The organism is Streptomyces griseoloalbus (assembly GCA_014650015.1).
In the GTDB taxonomy this organism is placed as follows: domain Bacteria; phylum Actinomycetota; class Actinomycetes; order Streptomycetales; family Streptomycetaceae; genus Streptomyces; species Streptomyces griseoloalbus.
In genome coordinates this window covers 1-17,501 of the sequence record BMUD01000037.1, presented here as the reverse complement: position 1 = coordinate 17,501, position 17,501 = coordinate 1, and the positions used below count along the sequence as shown (strand labels likewise).

Here is a 17,501-nt window from a genome sequence, read left to right as displayed (position 1 = left end):
CTCCCGGACGGTGGAGGGGTACGGCGCTCCGGTCGTGGTCGTGGGGGCTCCGGTCAGTACGCGGAGCCGGACGCGCCCAGGGAACCCGTCGGGTGCCAGACCGTCTTGGTCTCCAGGAACGCCGTCATGCGGTCGGTGCCGGGTGTCGCCGACCAGTTGTCCACAGGCTGTGGACGCAGTACGCGCTTGAGGTTGTCCGCGGCGGCGATCTCCAGCTCCTTCGCCAGCACCTCGTCGGCGCCCGCGAGGTCGATCGCGTTGACGTCCTGGTGCGCGGCCAGCGGGGCGGCGATCTCCGCCGTCCGGCCGGAGAGGACGTTGACCACGCCGCCGGGGAGGTCGGAGGTGGCCAGGACCTCGCCGAGGGAGAGGGCGGGCAGCGGGGACCTCTCGCTCGCGACCACGACCGCCGTGTTGCCCGTCGCGATCACCGGGGCGACCACCGACACCAGGCCCAGGAAGGACGACTCCTGGGGGGCCAGTACGGCGACCACGCCCGTCGGTTCGGGGGAGGAGAGGTTGAAGTACGGGCCCGCGACCGGGTTGCCGCCACCGATCACCTGGGCGATCTTGTCCGTCCAGCCCGCGTACCAGACCCAGCGGTCGATCGCCGCGTCCACCTGGTCGGCGGCCTTCGACTTCGACAGGCCCTCGGCGGCGGCGACCTCACGGACGTACTGCTCGCGCCGGCCCTCCAGCATCTCCGCGACGCGGTAGAGGATCTGGCCGCGGTTGTACGCCGTCGCGCCCGACCAGCCGCCGAACGCCTTGCGCGCGGCGACCACCGCGTCCCGGGCGTCCTTGCGGGAGGAGAGCGGCGCGTTCGCCAGCCACGTGCCCTTCGAGTCGGTCACCTCGTACACCCGGCCGCTCTCGGAACGCGGGAACTTCCCGCCGACGTACAGCTTGTAGGTCTTGAAGACACTGAGTCGCGTGTCAGACATCGAGGTACGCCTCCAGACCGTGGCGGCCGCCCTCGCGGCCGAAGCCCGACTCCTTGTAGCCGCCGAACGGCGACGTCGGGTCGAACTTGTTGAACGTGTTGGACCAGATCACGCCCGCGCGGAGCTTGTTCGCGACCGCCAGGATGCGCGAGCCCTTCTCCGTCCAGATGCCCGCCGACAGGCCGTACGGCGTGTTGTTCGCCTTCGCGACGGCCTCGTCCGGGGTGCGGAAGGTGAGGACGGACAGCACCGGGCCGAAGATCTCGTCGCGTGCGACGGTGTGCGCCTGGGTGACGCCCGTGAACAGCGTCGGCGCGAACCAGTAACCGCTCTCCGGGAGTTCGCAGACCAGGGACCAGCGCTCGGCGCCCTCCGCCTCGCCCTGGTCGGCCAGCGCGGTGATACGGGCCAGCTGCTCGGCGGAGTTGATCGCGCCGATGTCGGTGTTCTTGTCCAGCGGGTCGCCCAGACGGAGCGTGGCGAGGCGCCGCTTGAGGGAGTCCAGCAGCTCGTCGTGGATCGACTCCTGGACCAGGAGACGGCTGCCCGCGCAGCAGACCTGGCCCTGGTTGAAGAAGATGCCGTTGACGATGCCCTCGACGGCCTGGTCGATCGGGGCGTCGTCGAAGACGATGTTGGCGCCCTTGCCGCCGAGTTCGAGGGTCAGCTTCTTGCGGGTGCCCGCGACCGTGCGCGCGATCTCCTTGCCGACGGCCGTGGAGCCGGTGAAGGCGACCTTGTTCACGTCGGGGTGGGCGATCAGCGCGGCGCCGGTGCGGCCGTCGCCGGTGACGATGTTGACGACGCCCTTGGGCAGGCCCGCCTGACGGCAGATGTCGGCGAAGAAGAGCGCGGAGAGCGGGGTCGTCTCGGCGGGCTTGAGGACCACCGTGTTGCCGGTCGCCAGGGCCGGGGCGATCTTCCACGCCAGCATCAGGAGCGGGAAGTTCCACGGGATGACCTGACCGGCCACGCCCAGCGGCTTCGGGTGCGCGCCGAAGCCCGCGTGGCCCAGCTTGTCCGCCCAGCCCGCGTAGTAGAAGAAGTGCGCGGCGACCAGGGGGAGGTCGGCGTCGCGGGTCTCCCTGATCGGCTTGCCGTTGTCCAGGGTCTCGAGGACGGCCAGCTCGCGGCTGCGCTCCTGGATGATCCGCGCGATCCGGAACAGGTACTTGGCACGTTCCGAACCCGGGAGCGCCGACCACTTCTCGAACGCCTTGCGGGCGGCCTTGACCGCCCGGTCGACGTCCGCCTCACCGGCCTCGGCGACCTCGGAGAGGACCTCCTCGGTGGCGGGGGAGACGGTCTTGAAGACCTTGCCGTCGGCCGCCTCGGTGAACTCACCGTCGATGAACAGGCCGTACGACGGGGCGATGTCGACGACCGAGCGGGACTCGGGCGCCGGCGCGTACTCGAATGCGGATGTCCGCTTTTCCATGGTCATGGGGTCTCAGTCCACCGTCACGTAGTCAGGGCCGGAGTAACGGCCGGTGGCCAGCTTCTGCCGCTGCATCAGCAGATCGTTCAGCAGCGAGGAGGCACCGAAGCGGAACCAGTGGTTGTCCAGCCAGTCCTCGCCCGCGGTCTCCTTGACCAGGACCAGGAACTTGATGGCGTCCTTCGACGTACGGATGCCACCGGCCGGCTTCACGCCGACCTGGACGCCGGTCTGGGCACGGAAGTCCCGCACCGCCTCCAGCATGAGGAGGGTGTTCGCGGGGGTCGCGTTGACGGCGACCTTGCCGGTCGAGGTCTTGATGAAGTCCGCCCCGGCCAGCATGCCGAGCCAGCTCGCCCGGCGGATGTTGTCGTACGTCGACAGCTCGCCCGTCTCGAAGATGACCTTGAGGCGGGCGTTCGTCCCGCAGGCCTCCTTCACGGCGGTGATCTCGTCGTACACCTTCAGGTAGTTCCCCGCGAGGAACGCCCCGCGGTCGATGACCATGTCGATCTCGTCCGCACCGGCGGCGACGGCCTCGCGGACGTCCGCCAGCTTGACGGCGATCGGGGCGCGGCCGGCCGGGAAGGCCGTGGCGACGGAGGCGACCTTGACCACGGAGCCGGCGACGGCCTCCTTGGCCGTGGTCACCATGTCGGGGTAGACGCAGACCGCGGCCGTGGCGGGGGTCGTGCGGTCGGTCGGGTCGGGGTGGACCGCCTTCGCGCCGAGCGCCCGGACCTTGCCCGGGGTGTCCGCGCCTTCCAGCGTCGTCAGGTCGACCATCGAGATGGCGAGGTCGATGGCGTACGCCTTCGCGGTCGTCTTGATCGATCGGGTGCCGAGGGAGGCGGCACGCGCCTCCAGGCCGACCGCGTCGACGCCGGGCAGCCCGTGGAGGAAGCGGCGCAGCGTGCTGTCGGACGCGGTGACGTCGCTGAGAGCATGGGGTGCAGTGGTGGGCATGGTCACCAGACGAGCATATCTACGCGCGTAGCGGCTGTACAGCCCTCCCGCTCGTTCCGGCCGGCATCCACCGCGTACGGCGTCCCCGGAGCCGTCGTGCAGAATCGGGAGCATGACGACCCCCGACCCTCAGTCGCCCGCCCCGGAGCCCTCGAAGCCCCCGGGGTCCGCGGCACCCCAGTACCAGGACCGGATCTACCGCTCGCCCGCGGGCCTCGCCGGTGGTGTGCTGCTGCTCGCCATCATCGCGTGGCTCGGCATCGACGCGGTGGTCGCCGGAGAGGGCCGCACCCCGTGGCTGGCCCTCGCCACGATGCTGGTCCTCGTGCCCCTGGTCGTCGCCTACACCCTGCGTCCCGCCGTGTACGTGAACGACGACCGGCTGCGCGTCCGCAACCCGTTCCGCGTGATCGTGCTGCCCTGGGGGCAGGTGGCCTCGCTGCGGTCCGGATTCTCCAACGAGGTCTTCGACGACTCCGGCGCGAAGTACCAGCTGTGGGCGCTGCCGGTCTCACTGCGGGCCCGCAGCAAGGCGTCCCGGCAGGAGACGCGGGCGGCGGCGCGGGCCGCGCGCGGCGACGGCGGGGGACGGGGTGGCCGGGGCGGTCGGGTCGCTCGGGGCGGTGGGAACGGGGTCGGCGGGCTCGGTCCGGGGGCCGGTCCCGAGGCGCCCCGGCGGGCCGAGAGCGACCGGGCGATGGACGAGATGCGTGAGCTGCTCGAGCGGCGGCAGGGGGCGGAGGCCGCGCAGGGTGAGGTGACCGTGCGCTGGGCCTACGAGATCGCGGGGCCAGCCGTCGCGGGCGCGGTGCTGCTGGCGGTGCTGCTGGCCCTGGGGTGAGGGATGGGGCGGGCTGTTCGCCCGCCCCCTTCTCTCAGATCCCGGCTGCGCGGGACAGGTCCTGCTTGATCCTCTCCAGCAGGGCCGTCGCCTCGGCGCGGGCCTCGGGGAGGCCGGTCCTCGTGGCGACCGGGATCACCACCTCCAGGTAGCACTTCAGCTTCGGTTCCGTGCCGCTGGGGCGGACGACCACCCTCGCCCCGTCCAGGGTGTAGCGCAGGCCGTCGGTGGGCGGGAGCCGGTCCGAGCCCCGGGTCAGGTCCTCGGCCGTGGTGACGCTCAGGCCGGCCAGCTCGGTGGGGGGCTGGTCGCGGAGACGGCGCATCGCCGAGGCGATCAGGGAGAGGTCCTGCACACGCACCGAGAGCTGGTCGGTGGCGTGCAGGCCGTGCTCCACGGCGAGGTCGTCCAGGAGGTCGAGGAGCGTGCGGCCCTGCGCCTTCAGCTCAGAGGCCAGTTCCGTGAGCAGGAGCGCCGCCGTGATGCCGTCCTTGTCGCGTACGCCGTCCGGGTCGACGCAGTAGCCCAGCGCCTCCTCGTAGCCGTAGCGCAGGCCCTCGACCCTGGCGATCCACTTGAAGCCGGTCAGGGTCTCCTCGTACGGCAGGCCGGCCTTCTCGGCGATACGGCCGAGCAGGCTCGACGACACGATCGACTCGGCGAACGTGCCGGTCGCTCCCCGGCGGACCAGGTGGGCGGCGAGCAGCGCGCCGACCTCGTCGCCGCGCAGCATGCGCCAGTCGGCGCCGTCCTTGACGGCCGCGGCGCAGCGGTCGGCGTCCGGGTCGTTGGCGATGATCAGGTCGGGCTGCGTCTCGCGGGCCTTCGCGAAGGCCAGGTCCATCGCGCCGGGCTCCTCCGGGTTGGGGAACGCGACGGTCGGGAACTCCGGGTCGGGGTCGGCCTGCTCGGTGACGAGGTCGGGGGCGGGGAAGCCGGCACGGGCGAAGGCGGCGAGGAGGACGTCCTTGCCGACGCCGTGCATGGCCGTGTAGACGGTGCGGGCGGTGCGGGGGGAGTCCTTGGACAGGACGGCGTCCGTGCGGGCGAGGTAGGCGTCCAGAACGGTGTCGTCGAGGGTCTCCCAGCCTTCCGTGGGGCGGGGGACCGTGGTGAGGGACGCCACGGCCTCGATCTCGGCGGCGATCTCCGCGTCCGCCGGGGGGACGATCTGGGAGCCGTCGCCGAGGTACACCTTGTAGCCGTTGTCGCGGGGCGGGTTGTGGCTGGCGGTGACCTCCACGCCCGCGACGGCGCCGAGGTGCCGGATGGCGAAGGCGAGGACGGGGGTGGGGAGGGGGCGGTCGAGGACGGCCGCCCTGAGGCCGGCGCCCGTCATGACGGCGGCGGTGTCGCGGGCGAAGTCGTGCGACTTGTGGCGGGCGTCGTAACCGATGACGACGAGGCCGTCGGTGTGGCCGTGCTTCTTGAGGTACGCGGCGAGGCCGGCGGCGGCGCGGATGACGACCGAGCGGTTCATGCGCATCGGGCCCGCGCCCAGTTCGCCTCGGAGGCCTGCGGTGCCGAACTGGAGGGTGCCGCTGAAGCGTGCGGTGAGCTCGGCGTGGTCCTCGGCGTCGATGAGGCGGGCGAGTTCCTCACGGGTGTCCGGGTCGGGGTCCTCGGTCAGCCATGCCTGGGCCTGTGCGATGAGGGCGTCTTGCACGTTCGGTCAGCCTCTCGGTCCGGTGGATGTGCGGGTCGTGTGCCTGCGGCGCTGGGGTTCGGTGCGGTGGGGGTGTGTGTCGTGTGCCTGCGGTGCTGGCTTCGGTGAGGTGGGGGTGTGGGTCGTGTGTCCGCGGTGCTGGGTTCGGTGAGGTGGGGGTGTGGGTCGTGTGCCTGCGGCGCAGGGTTCGGTCCGGTGGGGGTGTGGGCAGCGCCTGTGGCCGGTGGGTGGGGCGGGGCCGGGTCGGGGGTACCCGTCCTCGGTCCGGCGCGGAATCGGTCACTTGAAAGGTTCCCCGGTCGACGCGCCGGCCGCTGCGGGCGGGTACCCCCGCCCCGTCCCCTTCGCGCCGTACGCGGCCGAAGCCGCTGCCGCGGCCGTGGTGCCGCCGCTCATCGCGGGGAGTCGTGTCCCCAGTGCCTGAACGGCCCGGGAGGTGCCCCCGGGGGCGGCACGGGTGGGCGCGGCGGCATCCCGTCAGCGCCGGGGTGCGCGGGCTGCCGCCGGCCGCACCCATGCGTGCGGCTCGGCTGCGCATGGCGCTCTGTGGCTACGGCCGCCCCCTACAGGCGGTCGAGCACCTGCGTCAGCAGGGAGCCCATGCGGGTGGCGGAGTCACGGCCCGCCTGGAGGACCTCCTCGTGGTTGAGGGGCTCACCCGTCATCCCCGCGGCCAGGTTGGTGACCAGGGAGATGCCCAGGATCTCCGCGCCCGCCTCGCGTGCGGCGATGGCCTCCAGGACCGTGGACATGCCGACGAGGTCCGCGCCGATGACACGGGCCATGCGGATCTCGGCCGGGGTCTCGTAGTGCGGGCCGGGGAACTGGGCGTAGACGCCCTCCTCCAGCGTGGGGTCGATCTCCTTGCAGAGCGCGCGCAGACGCGGGGAGTAGAGATCGGTGAGGTCGACGAAGTTGGCGCCGACGATGGGGGAGGTGGCCGTGAGGTTGATGTGGTCGCTGATCAGGACCGGTCGGCCGGGGCGCATGCCCTCGCGCAGGCCGCCGCAGCCGTTGGTCAGGACGACGGTCTTCGCGCCCGCGGCCACGGCGGTGCGGACGCCGTGGGCGACGGCGGCGACCCCGCGGCCCTCGTAGTAGTGGGTGCGGCCGAGGAAGACCAGGGCGCGCTTCGCGCCGATGCGGTACGAGCGGATCTTGCCTCCGTGGCCCTCGACCGCCGGCGGCGGGAAACCGGGCAGCTCGGTGACCTGGAACTCGGCCTCGGGGGCGCCGAGGGCGTCCACGGCCGGTGCCCAGCCGGAGCCCATCACCAGCGCGACGTCGTGGGTCTCGGCGCCGGTGAGTTCGCGCAGGCGCGCGGCGGCGGTGTCGGCTGCGGCGTAGGGGTCGCCCTGGATGTCGTCCGGAAGAAGAGAAGCGTTCACGCCGTTGAGGGTAGCCGGTATTCGCCTACGCGCGTAGATGCGAGAGGCGACGGGTTGACGATCGTTGTCCTGTCGTTTTCCACGCGGTCTCGGCCCGGGGTTCAGCAGGGGCGCTTGCGGAGTTCCATCACGTAGTCGTGGGGGGCGCCCGCGGACTCGGCCGCGTCGGCGATCTCACCCAGGTAGCGGGCCGAGGGGAGGCCGCCCTCGTAGCTGTTCAGGACGTACGTCCAGGCCGACTCCTCGCCGTCCAGGGTGTGGACGCGGACCCGGGTGCGCCGGTAGACGTCCAGGCCGCCCGCGCCTTCCCAGCGGTCCAGGGACTCCTCGTCCATCGGGGCGATGTCGTAGAGAGCCACGAAGACCTGGGAGATCGGGTCCTCGACGAGCGTGGCGAGCGAGCCTTCCCACCCCATGTGCTCGCCCCCGAAGGTCAGTCGCCACTCGTTCAGCCAGCCCGTGGCGCGCAGCGGCGAGTGCGGGGCGCGGCGGGACATCAGCCGCGCGTCGAGGTTGCCGGCGTACGCGGCGTAGAGCGACATGGGGGAAGGGTACGGCAGGCGGAACGGAAGCCCCTCCGGTAACAGGGGGGCCACGGCTGAGGCCCCCGGGCGGTCGCACGGTGAAGTGTGCGGGACAATGGAGTACGTGACTCGGATCGTGATCATCGGTGGCGGACCCGGCGGATACGAAGCGGCGCTGGTCGCCGCGCAGCTCGGCGCGGAGGTGACCGTCGTCGACTGCGACGGCCTGGGCGGGGCGTCGGTGCTCACCGACTGCGTGCCGTCCAAGACCCTGATCGCCACGGCCGAGGTGATGACCACCTTCGACTCGTCGTACGAGGAACTGGGCATCATCGTCGCCGACGACACCCCGCCCATGGAGCAGGCCGCCCGGGTGGTGGGCGTGGACCTGGGGAAGGTCAACCGGCGTGTGAAGCGGCTCGCCCTGGCCCAGTCCCACGACATCACCGCGTCCGTGACCCGGGCCGGCGCGCGGGTGCTGCGAGGGCGGGGCCGGCTGGAGGGCATGCAGGCGCTCGACGGGTCACGCAAGGTCGTGGTGCGCGCCGCGGACGGGAGCGAGGAGACGCTCACCGCGGACGCCGTGCTGATCGCGACCGGTGGACATCCGCGCGAGCTGCCCGACGCCCGGCCCGACGGCGAGCGGATCCTCAACTGGACCCAGGTGTACGACCTGAACGAGCTTCCCGAGGAGCTCATCGTGGTCGGATCGGGTGTCACGGGCGCGGAGTTCGCCGGTGCCTACCAGGCGCTGGGGTCGAAGGTGACGCTCGTGTCGTCGCGCGACCGGGTGCTGCCGGGCGAGGACCCGGACGCCGCCGCGGTGCTGGAGGAAGTCTTCCGGCGGCGCGGCATGAACGTCATGGCGCGGTCGCGGGCGCAGTCCGCGAAGCGCGTCGGGGACCGGGTGGAGGTGACGCTCGCCGACGGGCGGGTCATCACCGGGTCGCACTGTCTGATGGCCGTGGGCGCCATCCCGAACTCCGAGGGCATGGGCCTGGAGGAGGCCGGCGTCAAGCTGCGGGAGTCGGGCCACATCTGGACGGACAAGGTCTCGCGGACCACGGCCCCCGGCGTGTACGCCGCCGGTGACGTCACGGGCGTCTTCGCGCTGGCCTCGGTGGCGGCGATGCAGGGCCGTATCGCCATGTACCACTTCCTCGGCGACGCGGTGGCCCCGCTGAACCTGAAGACGGTCTCGTCGAACGTCTTCACCGACCCCGAGATCGCCACCGTCGGCTACTCCCAGGCCGATGTGGACGGCGGCAAGATCGACGCCCGGGTCGTGAAGCTGCCGCTGCTGCGGAACCCGCGCGCGAAGATGCAGGGCATCCGCGACGGCTTCGTCAAGATCTTCTGCCGGCCGGGCACCGGCATCGTGGTGGGCGGCGTCGTCGTGGCGCCGCGCGCCTCGGAACTCATCCACCCCATCTCGCTCGCGGTCGACAACAATCTGACCGTCGAACAGATCGCGAACGCCTTCACCGTGTATCCCTCGCTGTCGGGGTCGATCGCGGAAGTGGCACGGCAGTTGCACACGCGGAAGGCGGCGGACGAGGCCTGACGGCCGGACTCGACTCCCCGACGGTCACGGGGAGTTGCCACCCATCGAGGCTTATACCACTTGCTGTGGTGCTGTGCGAACAACTTCTGCTATTCAGCGCAAACTGCTGAAAGCAGACGGTCGCTGGCGTTACTGTCAGTTTCGTGTTCGCTGCAGAACGTCGCCAATTGATCCTCGAAATGGTGCGAGCGAACGGGGCCGTGTCGCTCCGTGAGCTCGCCCGCGTCGTCCAGACCTCCGAAGTGACCGTACGGCGGGACGTGCGCGCGCTGGAGGCAGAAGGACTCCTCGACCGCCGGCACGGCGGTGCGGTACTCCCGGGCGGTTTCACGCGAGAGTCCGGTTTTCCGCAGAAGTCACATCTCGCGACCGCCGAGAAGACCGCCATCGCCGACCTCGCCGCGAACTTCGTGGAAGAGGGCGAGGCCATCGTGGTCGGCGCGGGTACCACCACGCAGGAACTGGCACGCCGGCTGGCCCGGGTGCCCGGGCTGACCGTCGTCACCAATTCCCTCCTCGTGGCCCAGGCACTGGCCCACGCCAACCGGGTGGAGGTCGTGATGACCGGCGGTACGCTCCGCGGTTCGAACTACGCCCTCGTCGGCAGTGGCGCCGAGCAGTCCCTCCAGGGGCTGCGGGTGTCCAGGGCCTTCCTCTCCGGGAGCGGCCTGACCGCCGAGCGCGGGATGTCCACGTCCAACATGCTGTCGGCCTCGGTCGACCGGGCGCTGGTGCAGGCCGCGGCGGAGGTGGTCGTCCTCGCCGATCACACCAAGCTCGGTACCGACACCATGTTCCAGACGGTGCCGACGGATCTGATCACGCGTCTGGTGACGGACGAGCCGCCCGCACACGACGACCGTGCGGCGACGGAGCTTCAGGCGCTCGCCGATCAGGGTGTGCAGATCGCCGTGGCCGGCGCGCCGGGGGGTTCCGCGGGCGCGGGGGGTGAGGGGCCCCCGACGGCGCGCCAGCAGCGCCGGGATGTGCCGGTGCCCGGGCCGCGGCGTCAGGGGCCGGGGCTTCGGTCGGCGGCGGTGGGGTTGGGGGCGGAGCAGGCCGCTGGCGCGGAGCGGGCGGAGCGGGCGGCGCGGGTGGCGGATCTGCGGCGGCGGTGAGGGTCGCTGCGCGGGCCGGGCCCTTGATTCCTGGTGCGGGATGCGGGGTGATTTGTGCCTGCTGCCCGGTGCTGGCGGGGTGCCGCCGCGCCCACCCTCCCCCACTCTCGGCTTCGCTCGAGCGGGGGGACCCCCATCGCCCCAGCGGCACGACTGCCCGCAGTGGGCGGCAGTGGCTGCCCGCGGTAGCGGCGATGGCCGCGTACGGCGCGAAGGGGACGGGGCGGGGGTGTTCGCCCGCAGTGGCTGGCGCGTCCGCACCCCCCGCTTCTCAAGTAACCGATTGCGCGCCAGTCCGAGGACGGACACCCCCGACCCGGCCCCGACCCACCCACCACCCACAGGCGCTACAGCGGCCCCCACCGAAGCCGCACATGCGCCGCAGGCATGGCGCATGTGCGGCCTCGTACGGAGTCAGTCCTTGATCTCGCAGATCGCCGCGCCCGAGGTGACCGACGACCCCACCTCCGCGCTCAGACCCTTGACCGTGCCCGACCTGTGGGCGTTGATGGGCTGCTCCATCTTCATGGCCTCCAGGACGACGACCAGGTCGCCCTCCTTGACCTCCTGCCCCTCCTCCACCGCGATCTTGACGATCGTGCCCTGCATCGGAGAGGCCAGAGTGTCGCCCGAAGCCGCCGGGCCGGACTTCTTCGCCGCCCGCCGCTTCGGCTTCGCGCCCGCCGCCAGACCCGTACGGGCCAGGGACATGCCGAGCGAGACGGGCAGGGACACCTCCAGGCGCTTGCCGCCGACCTCGACGACGACCGTCTCGCGGCCCGCCTCCTCCTCGGCCTCGGCGTCCACGGCGGCAGCGAACGGCTTGATCTCGTTGACGAACCCGGTCTCGATCCAGCGGGTGTGGACCGTGAACGGTTCTGCCGAACCGGTGAGTTCGGGGGCGAACGCCGGGTCCTTCACCACCGCGCGGTGGAACGGGATCGCCGTGGCCATGCCCTCGACCTCGAACTCCGCCAGCGCACGCGCGGCCCGCTCCAGCGCCTCCTTGCGCGTGCGACCGGTGACGATCAGCTTGGCCAGCAGCGAGTCCCACGCCGGGCCGATGACCGAACCGGACTCCACACCCGCGTCCAGACGCACACCCGGCCCCGACGGCGCGGCGAACTTCGTGACCGTCCCGGGCGCCGGGAGGAAGTTGCGCCCCGGGTCCTCACCGTTGATGCGGAACTCGAACGAGTGGCCCCGCAGCGGCGGGTCGTCGTAGCCCAGCTCCTCACCGTCCGCGATGCGGAACATCTCCCGCACCAGGTCGATGCCGGCGACCTCCTCGGTCACCGGGTGCTCCACCTGGAGACGGGTGTTCACCTCCAGGAACGAGATCGTGCCGTCGACGCCGACCAGGAACTCCACGGTGCCGGCACCGACGTAACCGGCCTCCTTGAGGATGGCCTTCGAGGCCGAGTACAGCTCGGCGACCTGCGCCTCGGACAGGAACGGCGCCGGAGCCTCCTCGACCAGCTTCTGGTGGCGGCGCTGGAGGGAGCAGTCACGCGTGGAGACGACGACCACGTTGCCGTGGCGGTCGGCCAGGCACTGGGTCTCCACGTGCCGCGGCTTGTCCAGGTACCGCTCGACGAAGCACTCGCCGCGCCCGAACGCGGCGACGGCCTCACGGACGGCCGAGTCGTAGAGCTCCGGCACCTCCTCCAGCGTCCGCGCCACCTTCAGACCGCGGCCGCCACCACCGAAGGCCGCCTTGATGGCGATCGGCAGACCGTGCTCCTCGGCGAACGCGACGACCTCGTCCGCGCCGGACACCGGGTCCGGCGTGCCCGCCACCAGCGGGGCGCCGGCGCGCTGGGCGATGTGCCGGGCGGCGACCTTGTCACCGAGGTCGCGGATGGCCTGCGGCGGCGGGCCGATCCAGATGAGGCCCGCGTCCAGTACCGCCTGGGCGAACTCGGCGTTCTCGGAGAGGAAGCCGTAGCCCGGGTGGACGGCGTCGGCACCCGACTCACGCGCGGCCTTCAGCACCTTGTCCATGTCGAGGTAACTGGTGGCCGGAGTGTCACCGCCCAGGGCGAACGCCTCATCCGCGGCGCGGACATGCAGAGCGTCCCGGTCCGGGTCGGCGTAGACGGCAACGCTCGCGATTCCGGCATCCCGGCAGGCCCGGGCCACGCGGACAGCGATTTCGCCACGGTTGGCGATGAGCACCTTGCGCACGATTGAGGCTCCCTCCTTGAAACAAGCCGAGTTTAGGGACAGCCGACACGACACTTCGACCCGTCCCCATTGGTGAGCTTGCCCACACGGAGCGTGATACGAGGCTTGCTCGACCCGGGAAATCCCTTGTCGCACCAGGGTGCGCTGGTCTTTCCCCGGAAACCCTAGCCGTCCCATGTGGTCAAGGTCTCTGTAAGAGCGTGCTGCGGCCCACTCGGTTTCTTTGTGGAGTCCCTACGAATGGCCCAATGATTCTTTGCCCTCCGCCGGACCCTTGTACCGAGGTTTACCCGTTAGTAGCCTTCGCGACGTCCCGAACATACTCGGGGTAACCACAGTCGGGCTCGGAAGTGGGTGGGGACCGGTGGTGCGCAGACCGGTGGCATGGGTCGTGGCGTTCGTGTTGTTCGCCGAGGCACTCGGTATCGCGGGGCTGAACTGGTTCCTGGGCATCGTCGTCGACCGGCAGGACATGTCGCTGGCCGGTCTCGACCCGCACATGATGTCGGTGTCCTCGAAGGTTGGAGGGATCGTCTTCGGGCTCTACTTCGCCCTGTGCGGTGTGGTGGCCCTGCTGGTCGCCGTGCGCGACCGGGCGCCGGCCGGGTTCGGCCGGGTGGTGCTGATCAGCGCCGCGGTGGTGCACGGGCTGCTGGGCGCGTTCGTGTGGGGGCTGGTCGGCTGGACCGCGTTCCTGTTCATGGTGGTGGTGCTCGGCCTCGTCGTGCTGCTGCTGATGACGTACGACGGCCGGCCCGGCGAACCCGCCGGCACCGCTCCCGAGGGCGGCACCGGCGGTGACGGCACACCGCTCACGCCTCCGGCGGCGCCCACAGCTCCGTGATGCCGACGCCCAGCTCGGCCAGCAGACGGCGTACCAGGGGCAGGCTGATGCCGATCACATTGCCGTGGTCGCCGTCGATGCCGTCGATGAACGGGGCCGAGCGGCCGTCCAGGGTGAAGGCCCCGGCCACGTGGAGAGGTTCGCCGGAGGCGACGTAGACGGCGATCTCCTCGTCCGTGGGATCACCGAAACGGACGACGGTGGAGGCGGTGGCGGAGATGTACCGGCCGCTGAGCGTGTCGTAGACGCAGTGGCCGGTCTGGAGGGTGCCCGCGCGGCCGCGCATGGCCTTCCAGCGCGCGGTGGCCTCCTCGGCGTCCACGGGCTTGCCGAGGGCCTGGCCGTCCAGTTCCAGCACCGAGTCGCAGCCGATCACCAGTGCGCCCTTGACCTCGGGCTTCGCAGCGACGACGGACGCCTTGGCCTCGGCCAGGGCGAGCGCCAGTTCGGCGGGGGTGGGGGCGGTGACGGCGTCCTCGTCGACCCCGCTGACGATCACCTCGGGGTCGAGTCCGGCCTGGCGGAGCAGTCCGAGCCGGGCGGGGGACTGGGAGGCGAGCACGAGTCGGCGGCGCGGCTGATCTGTCATGCGGTCAGCGTATCGGCGTCGCCCGGATGCCTCACCTCACGCCGATCACGAGCATCGCGAGCACCATGGCCAGCGCCACGAGAACGCCCAGCCGCCGCAGCATCTCCTGCGTGTCCCGCAGTTCCTCGGGCGGTTCGTTCTCGGGGTCGGACCACAGCATGCCACCAGCGTGCGACTGGGCCCGGGGACGGCGCCTGAGTACGGGTACTCAAGTTGAGGTGCAGGTCACTGCACGGTGCGGCGGGGGCGCGGCACGGTGCGGCACGGTGCGGCACGGGGCGCGGCACCGTGCAGGGGGGCGCGGCACCGTGAGCCGGCGCGGGGCCGAGGCGCACCTCGGTCCGGCCCCGCGCCGTCGGGGGTTCGCCGCTAGCTCGGCCAGTAAGTGCGCGTCCAGGACGCCGGCCCCGGCTGGGGCAGACGGCGGGCGGCGACGCGGGACGGGTCGGACCAGGAGTCGCGGGGAGCGGGCGCGCCGGACGGTATGGCGGACGCCGCCGCGGCGCGCGCGCGAACCACCGCCAGTGCGGCGGCCAGCTCCTCCGGGGTCGGGTTGCCCCGTACGACCTTGATCACATCGGCTCCTTACAGGGGGATGTTGCCGTGCTTCTTCGGGGGCAGGGATTCCCGCTTCGTACGCAGCTGACGCAGACCGCGGACGATGTGGCGGCGGGTGTCGGACGGCATGATCACCGCGTCGACGTAGCCGCGCTCGGCCGCGACGTAGGGGTTGAGGAGGGCGTCCTCGTACTCCTGCATCAGCCGGGCGCGGGTCTCCTCCGGGTCGTCCGACTCGGCGATGGTGCGGCGGTGCAGGATGTTGACGGCGCCCTGCGCGCCCATCACCGCGATCTGGGCCGTCGGCCAGGCCAGGTTGAGGTCGGCGCCCAGGTGCTTGGAGCCCATGACGTCGTAGGCGCCGCCGAACGCCTTGCGGGTGATGACGGTGATCAGCGGGACGGTCGCTTCGGCGTAGGCGTAGATCAGCTTGGCGCCGCGCCGGATGATGCCGTCGTGCTCCTGGTCCACGCCGGGCAGGAAGCCGGGGACGTCGACGAAGGTGATGACCGGGATGTTGAAGGCGTCGCAGGTGCGGACGAAGCGGGCCGCCTTCTCCGAGGCGGTGATGTCCAGGCAGCCGGCGAACTGCATCGGCTGGTTGGCGACGATGCCGACGGGGCGGCCCTCCACGCGGCCGTAGCCGGTGAGGATGTTCGGGGCGAACAGCGGCTGCGTCTCGAAGAACTCGGAGTCGTCGAGGATGTGCTCGATGACGGTGTGCATGTCGTAGGGCTGGTTCGCCGAGTCGGGGACGAGCGTGTCGAGTTCGCGGTCCTCGTCGGTGATCGTCAGGTCCGCCTCTTCCGGGAAGACCGGGGGGTCGGAGAGGTTGTTGGACGGCAGGTACGACAGGAGCTGCTTGACGTACTCGATGGCGTCCTTCTCGTCGCCGGCCATGTGGTGGGCCACGCCCGAGGCGGTGTTGTGCGTGCGGGCGCCGCCGAGTTCCTCGAAACCGACGTCCTCACCGGTGACCGTCTTGATGACGTCCGGGCCGGTGATGAACATGTGCGAGGTCTGGTCGACCATGATCGTGAAGTCGGTGATCGCGGGGGAGTAGACCGCGCCGCCCGCGCACGGGCCGACGACCAGGCTGATCTGTGGGATCACGCCGGAGGCGTGGGTGTTGCGGCGGAAGATCTCGCCGTACGCGCCGAGGGAGGCTACGCCTTCCTGGATGCGGGCGCCGCCGGAGTCGTTGATGCCGATGACCGGGCAGCCGGTCTTCAGGGCGAAGTCCATGACCTTGACGATCTTCTGCCCGTAGACCTCGCCGAGGGCTCCGCCGAAGACGGTGAAGTCCTGGGAGAAGACGGCGACCGGGCGGCCGTCGACCGTGCCGTAGCCGGTGACGACGCCGTCGCCGTAGGGGCGGTTGGCGTCGAGGCCGAAGTTGGTGGAGCGGTGCCGGGCGAACTCGTCCAGCTCGACGAAGGAGCCCTCGTCGAGCAGGAGGTCGATCCGCTCACGGGCCGTCAGCTTGCCCTTGGCATGCTGTTTTTCGACGGCGCGTGCGGAGCCGGCGTGCGTCGCCTCTTCGATACGACGCGTGAGATCCGCGAGCTTGCCCGCGGTCGTGTGAATGTCAGGCTGCTGCTCTTCCGGCTCGGACATCGGGATGCGGCTCCCTGCCTGCTCAAAAGGGGGGACGGTTACTCATCCGTAGCGTAGTGGGGGGCCTGCGCTTCGGCAGTGCGGCGTTTACCACACCTAGGGTGGCTTGCATGACGCCGAGAGATGCATCAGATCCGAACGGGAGCCGTTGGTCCGACCTGGAGCGGCCGCCGCTCAACGCGGGCGCGTTGAGGCGGGGGCTGGTGCGGGAGGGGGCGCTGTGGTCACAGGTGGATGTGGTGCAGCGGACGGGATCGACCAATACCGACCTGGTGGCACGGGCTGTCTCGGGGGCGGTGAGGGAAGGGGCCGTCCTTGTCGCGGAGGAGCAGACCGCCGGGCGGGGGCGGCTTGATCGGCAGTGGAGTGCGCCCGCTCGGTCCGGGTTGTTCTTCTCCGTGCTGCTCACGCCTCGGGAGGTGCCGGTGGATCGGTGGGGGTGGCTGCCGTTGCTGACGGGGGTCGCGGTGGCCACGGGTCTGTCGCGGGCTGCCGGGGTCGATACGGCGCTGAAGTGGCCGAACGATGTGCTGGTGACGGTGGGGGGAGAGGAGCGCAAGGCCGGGGGGATCCTCGCGGAGGGGGCCGGGGAAGGGGGTGTCGTCGTGGGCGTCGGGATCAATGTGAGCCTGCGGGCGGATGAGCTGCCGGTGCCGACGGCGGGGTCGTTGGCGTTGGCGGGCGCGGTGAGTACGGACCGGGATCCGCTGCTGCGGGGGATGCTGCGGGCGCTGGAGGAGTGGTACGGGCGGTGGCGGGAGGCCGGGGGAGACGCGGGGGCGTGCGGCTTGCAGGAGACGTATGCGGCGGGGTGCGCGACGCTCGGGCGGGTGGTGCGGGCGGAGTTGCCGGGGGATCGGGCGCTGGTGGGGGAGGCGGTTGCGGTGGACGGGGACGGGCGGTTGGTGCTGGCTACGCGGGAGGGGGTGCAGGAGCCGGTGGGGGCGGGGGACATCGTGCACCTGCGCCCGGCTGGGGGCGCGTGACGCTCCGCGGGGGTGCGCGTCGTCTGCCTGCGGTGCGGCGTTCGGTTCGGTGGGGGTGCGGGGTGTCTGCCTGCGGCGGGGCGTTCGGTTTGGTGGGTGCTGTTGTAGCGGCTGCGGTGCGGTGTTCGGTTCGGTGGGGGTGAGGGTTGTCTGCCTGCGGCGCATGTGCGGCTTCGGTGGGGGCCGGTGTAGCGCCTGTGGGTGGTGGGTGGGTCGGGGCCGGGTCGGGGGTGTCCGTCCTCGGACTGGCGCGGAATCGGTTACTTGAGAA

At 71.4% G+C, this 17,501-nt stretch carries 16 protein-coding genes; 5 read left to right on the top strand and 11 right to left on the bottom strand.

The window, feature by feature from the left end; genetic code table 11:
* Positions 1 to 53 precede the first annotated feature (53 nt).
* The 3 genes from IE178_RS33665 to deoC are packed head-to-tail and all read right to left on the bottom strand — an operon-like array spanning position 54 to position 3,348.
* Positions 54 to 944, bottom strand: coding sequence for an aldehyde dehydrogenase family protein (locus tag IE178_RS33665; protein WP_193514899.1), 891 nt, complete (start codon positions 942 to 944; stop codon positions 54 to 56).
* Positions 937 to 2,382 (bottom strand): aldehyde dehydrogenase family protein, encoded by a 1,446-nt coding sequence (locus tag IE178_RS33660; protein WP_193514898.1) that lies wholly within the window; start codon positions 2,380 to 2,382, stop codon positions 937 to 939. The genes IE178_RS33665 and IE178_RS33660 overlap by 8 nt, the downstream gene beginning before the upstream one ends.
* Before the next feature lie 12 nt (positions 2,383 to 2,394).
* Positions 2,395 to 3,348: a deoxyribose-phosphate aldolase gene (deoC, locus tag IE178_RS33655; RefSeq protein WP_184761166.1), complete on the bottom strand. Its 954-nt coding sequence runs from the start codon at positions 3,346 to 3,348 to the stop codon at positions 2,395 to 2,397.
* Positions 3,349 to 3,460: 112 nt separating this feature from the next.
* Here deoC and IE178_RS33650 point away from each other — a divergent pair, with 112 nt between their 5' ends.
* Positions 3,461 to 4,189, top strand: a complete 729-nt coding sequence (locus IE178_RS33650; protein WP_193514897.1) for a PH domain-containing protein — start codon at positions 3,461 to 3,463, stop codon at positions 4,187 to 4,189.
* A 34-nt stretch (positions 4,190 to 4,223) separates the two neighbouring features.
* On the opposite strand, the gene IE178_RS33645 is transcribed toward IE178_RS33650, so the two are convergent.
* The 3 genes from IE178_RS33645 to IE178_RS33635 form a co-directional block, all read right to left on the bottom strand.
* A complete protein-coding gene (locus IE178_RS33645) occupies positions 4,224 to 5,855 on the bottom strand; it encodes a phospho-sugar mutase (protein WP_193514896.1) in 1,632 nt (543 codons plus the stop codon).
* Positions 5,856 to 6,418: 563 nt separating this feature from the next.
* Positions 6,419 to 7,243 carry a purine-nucleoside phosphorylase gene (locus IE178_RS33640; protein ID WP_184761169.1) on the bottom strand — a complete coding sequence of 275 codons (825 nt, stop codon included), beginning with the start codon at positions 7,241 to 7,243 and terminating at the stop codon, positions 6,419 to 6,421.
* A gap of 101 nt (positions 7,244 to 7,344) precedes the next feature.
* Positions 7,345 to 7,785, bottom strand: a complete 441-nt coding sequence (locus tag IE178_RS33635; RefSeq protein ID WP_184761170.1) for a gamma-glutamylcyclotransferase family protein — start codon at positions 7,783 to 7,785, stop codon at positions 7,345 to 7,347.
* Here IE178_RS33635 and IE178_RS33630 point away from each other — a divergent pair.
* Positions 7,784 to 9,331, top strand: coding sequence for an NAD(P)H-quinone dehydrogenase (locus IE178_RS33630; RefSeq protein WP_318280393.1), 1,548 nt, complete (start codon positions 7,784 to 7,786; stop codon positions 9,329 to 9,331). The two genes, IE178_RS33635 and IE178_RS33630, sit on opposite strands and share 2 nt — an antisense overlap.
* A gap of 143 nt (positions 9,332 to 9,474) precedes the next feature.
* Positions 9,475 to 10,449: a DeoR/GlpR family DNA-binding transcription regulator gene (locus tag IE178_RS33625; RefSeq protein WP_184761172.1), complete on the top strand. Its 975-nt coding sequence runs from the start codon at positions 9,475 to 9,477 to the stop codon at positions 10,447 to 10,449.
* A 414-nt stretch (positions 10,450 to 10,863) separates the two neighbouring features.
* On the opposite strand, the gene IE178_RS33620 is transcribed toward IE178_RS33625, so the two are convergent.
* Complete coding sequence (locus tag IE178_RS33620; protein ID WP_193514894.1) at positions 10,864 to 12,636, bottom strand: acetyl/propionyl/methylcrotonyl-CoA carboxylase subunit alpha; 1,773 nt, start codon at positions 12,634 to 12,636, stop codon at positions 10,864 to 10,866.
* Between the two features lie 364 nt (positions 12,637 to 13,000).
* On the opposite strand from IE178_RS33620, the gene IE178_RS33615 reads away from it, so the two are divergent.
* The gene (locus IE178_RS33615) at positions 13,001 to 13,480 is read left to right on the top strand and encodes a hypothetical protein (RefSeq protein ID WP_193514893.1); all 480 of its coding nucleotides are present in this window, start codon (positions 13,001 to 13,003) and stop codon (positions 13,478 to 13,480) included.
* On the opposite strand, the gene IE178_RS33610 is transcribed toward IE178_RS33615, so the two are convergent.
* From IE178_RS33610 to IE178_RS33600, 4 genes are all read right to left on the bottom strand, one after another.
* Positions 13,449 to 14,069 carry a Maf family protein gene (locus IE178_RS33610; RefSeq protein ID WP_193514892.1) on the bottom strand — a complete coding sequence of 207 codons (621 nt, stop codon included), beginning with the start codon at positions 14,067 to 14,069 and terminating at the stop codon, positions 13,449 to 13,451. The genes IE178_RS33615 and IE178_RS33610 overlap by 32 nt on opposite strands.
* 31 nt (positions 14,070 to 14,100) lie before the next feature.
* Positions 14,101 to 14,229, bottom strand: a complete 129-nt coding sequence (mmpB, locus tag IE178_RS36430) for a morphogenic membrane protein MmpB (RefSeq protein ID WP_268250060.1) — start codon at positions 14,227 to 14,229, stop codon at positions 14,101 to 14,103.
* Between the two features lie 209 nt (positions 14,230 to 14,438).
* Positions 14,439 to 14,645, bottom strand: a complete 207-nt coding sequence (locus tag IE178_RS33605) for an acyl-CoA carboxylase subunit epsilon (protein WP_193514891.1) — start codon at positions 14,643 to 14,645, stop codon at positions 14,439 to 14,441.
* Between the two features lie 9 nt (positions 14,646 to 14,654).
* Positions 14,655 to 16,244 carry an acyl-CoA carboxylase subunit beta gene (locus IE178_RS33600; protein WP_193514890.1) on the bottom strand — a complete coding sequence of 530 codons (1,590 nt, stop codon included), beginning with the start codon at positions 16,242 to 16,244 and terminating at the stop codon, positions 14,655 to 14,657.
* A gap of 110 nt (positions 16,245 to 16,354) precedes the next feature.
* On the opposite strand from IE178_RS33600, the gene IE178_RS33595 reads away from it, so the two are divergent.
* On the top strand, positions 16,355 to 17,230 hold the full coding sequence (locus IE178_RS33595; protein ID WP_193514889.1) for a biotin--[acetyl-CoA-carboxylase] ligase: 876 nt from the start codon (positions 16,355 to 16,357) through the stop codon (positions 17,228 to 17,230).
* Positions 17,231 to 17,501 lie beyond the last annotated feature (271 nt).

What these genes read in the sequence shown, in the direction of transcription:
- IE178_RS33665 (WP_193514899.1), bottom strand. Translation starts at nt 944, where the DNA reads ATGTCTGACACGCGACTCAGTGTCTTCAAGACCTACAAGCTGTACGTC.
- IE178_RS33660 (WP_193514898.1), bottom strand. Translation starts at nt 2,382, where the DNA reads ATGGAAAAGCGGACATCCGCATTCGAGTACGCGCCGGCGCCCGAGTCC.
- deoC (WP_184761166.1), bottom strand. Translation starts at nt 3,348, where the DNA reads ATGCCCACCACTGCACCCCATGCTCTCAGCGACGTCACCGCGTCCGAC.
- IE178_RS33650 (WP_193514897.1), top strand. Translation starts at nt 3,461, where the DNA reads ATGACGACCCCCGACCCTCAGTCGCCCGCCCCGGAGCCCTCGAAGCCC.
- IE178_RS33630 (WP_318280393.1), top strand. Translation starts at nt 7,784, where the DNA reads ATGGGGGAAGGGTACGGCAGGCGGAACGGAAGCCCCTCCGGTAACAGG.
- IE178_RS33635 (WP_184761170.1), bottom strand. Translation starts at nt 7,785, where the DNA reads ATGTCGCTCTACGCCGCGTACGCCGGCAACCTCGACGCGCGGCTGATG.
- IE178_RS33610 (WP_193514892.1), bottom strand. Translation starts at nt 14,069, where the DNA reads ATGACAGATCAGCCGCGCCGCCGACTCGTGCTCGCCTCCCAGTCCCCC.
- mmpB (WP_268250060.1), bottom strand. Translation starts at nt 14,229, where the DNA reads ATGCTGTGGTCCGACCCCGAGAACGAACCGCCCGAGGAACTGCGGGAC.
- IE178_RS33600 (WP_193514890.1), bottom strand. Translation starts at nt 16,244, where the DNA reads ATGTCCGAGCCGGAAGAGCAGCAGCCTGACATTCACACGACCGCGGGC.
- IE178_RS33595 (WP_193514889.1), top strand. Translation starts at nt 16,355, where the DNA reads ATGACGCCGAGAGATGCATCAGATCCGAACGGGAGCCGTTGGTCCGAC.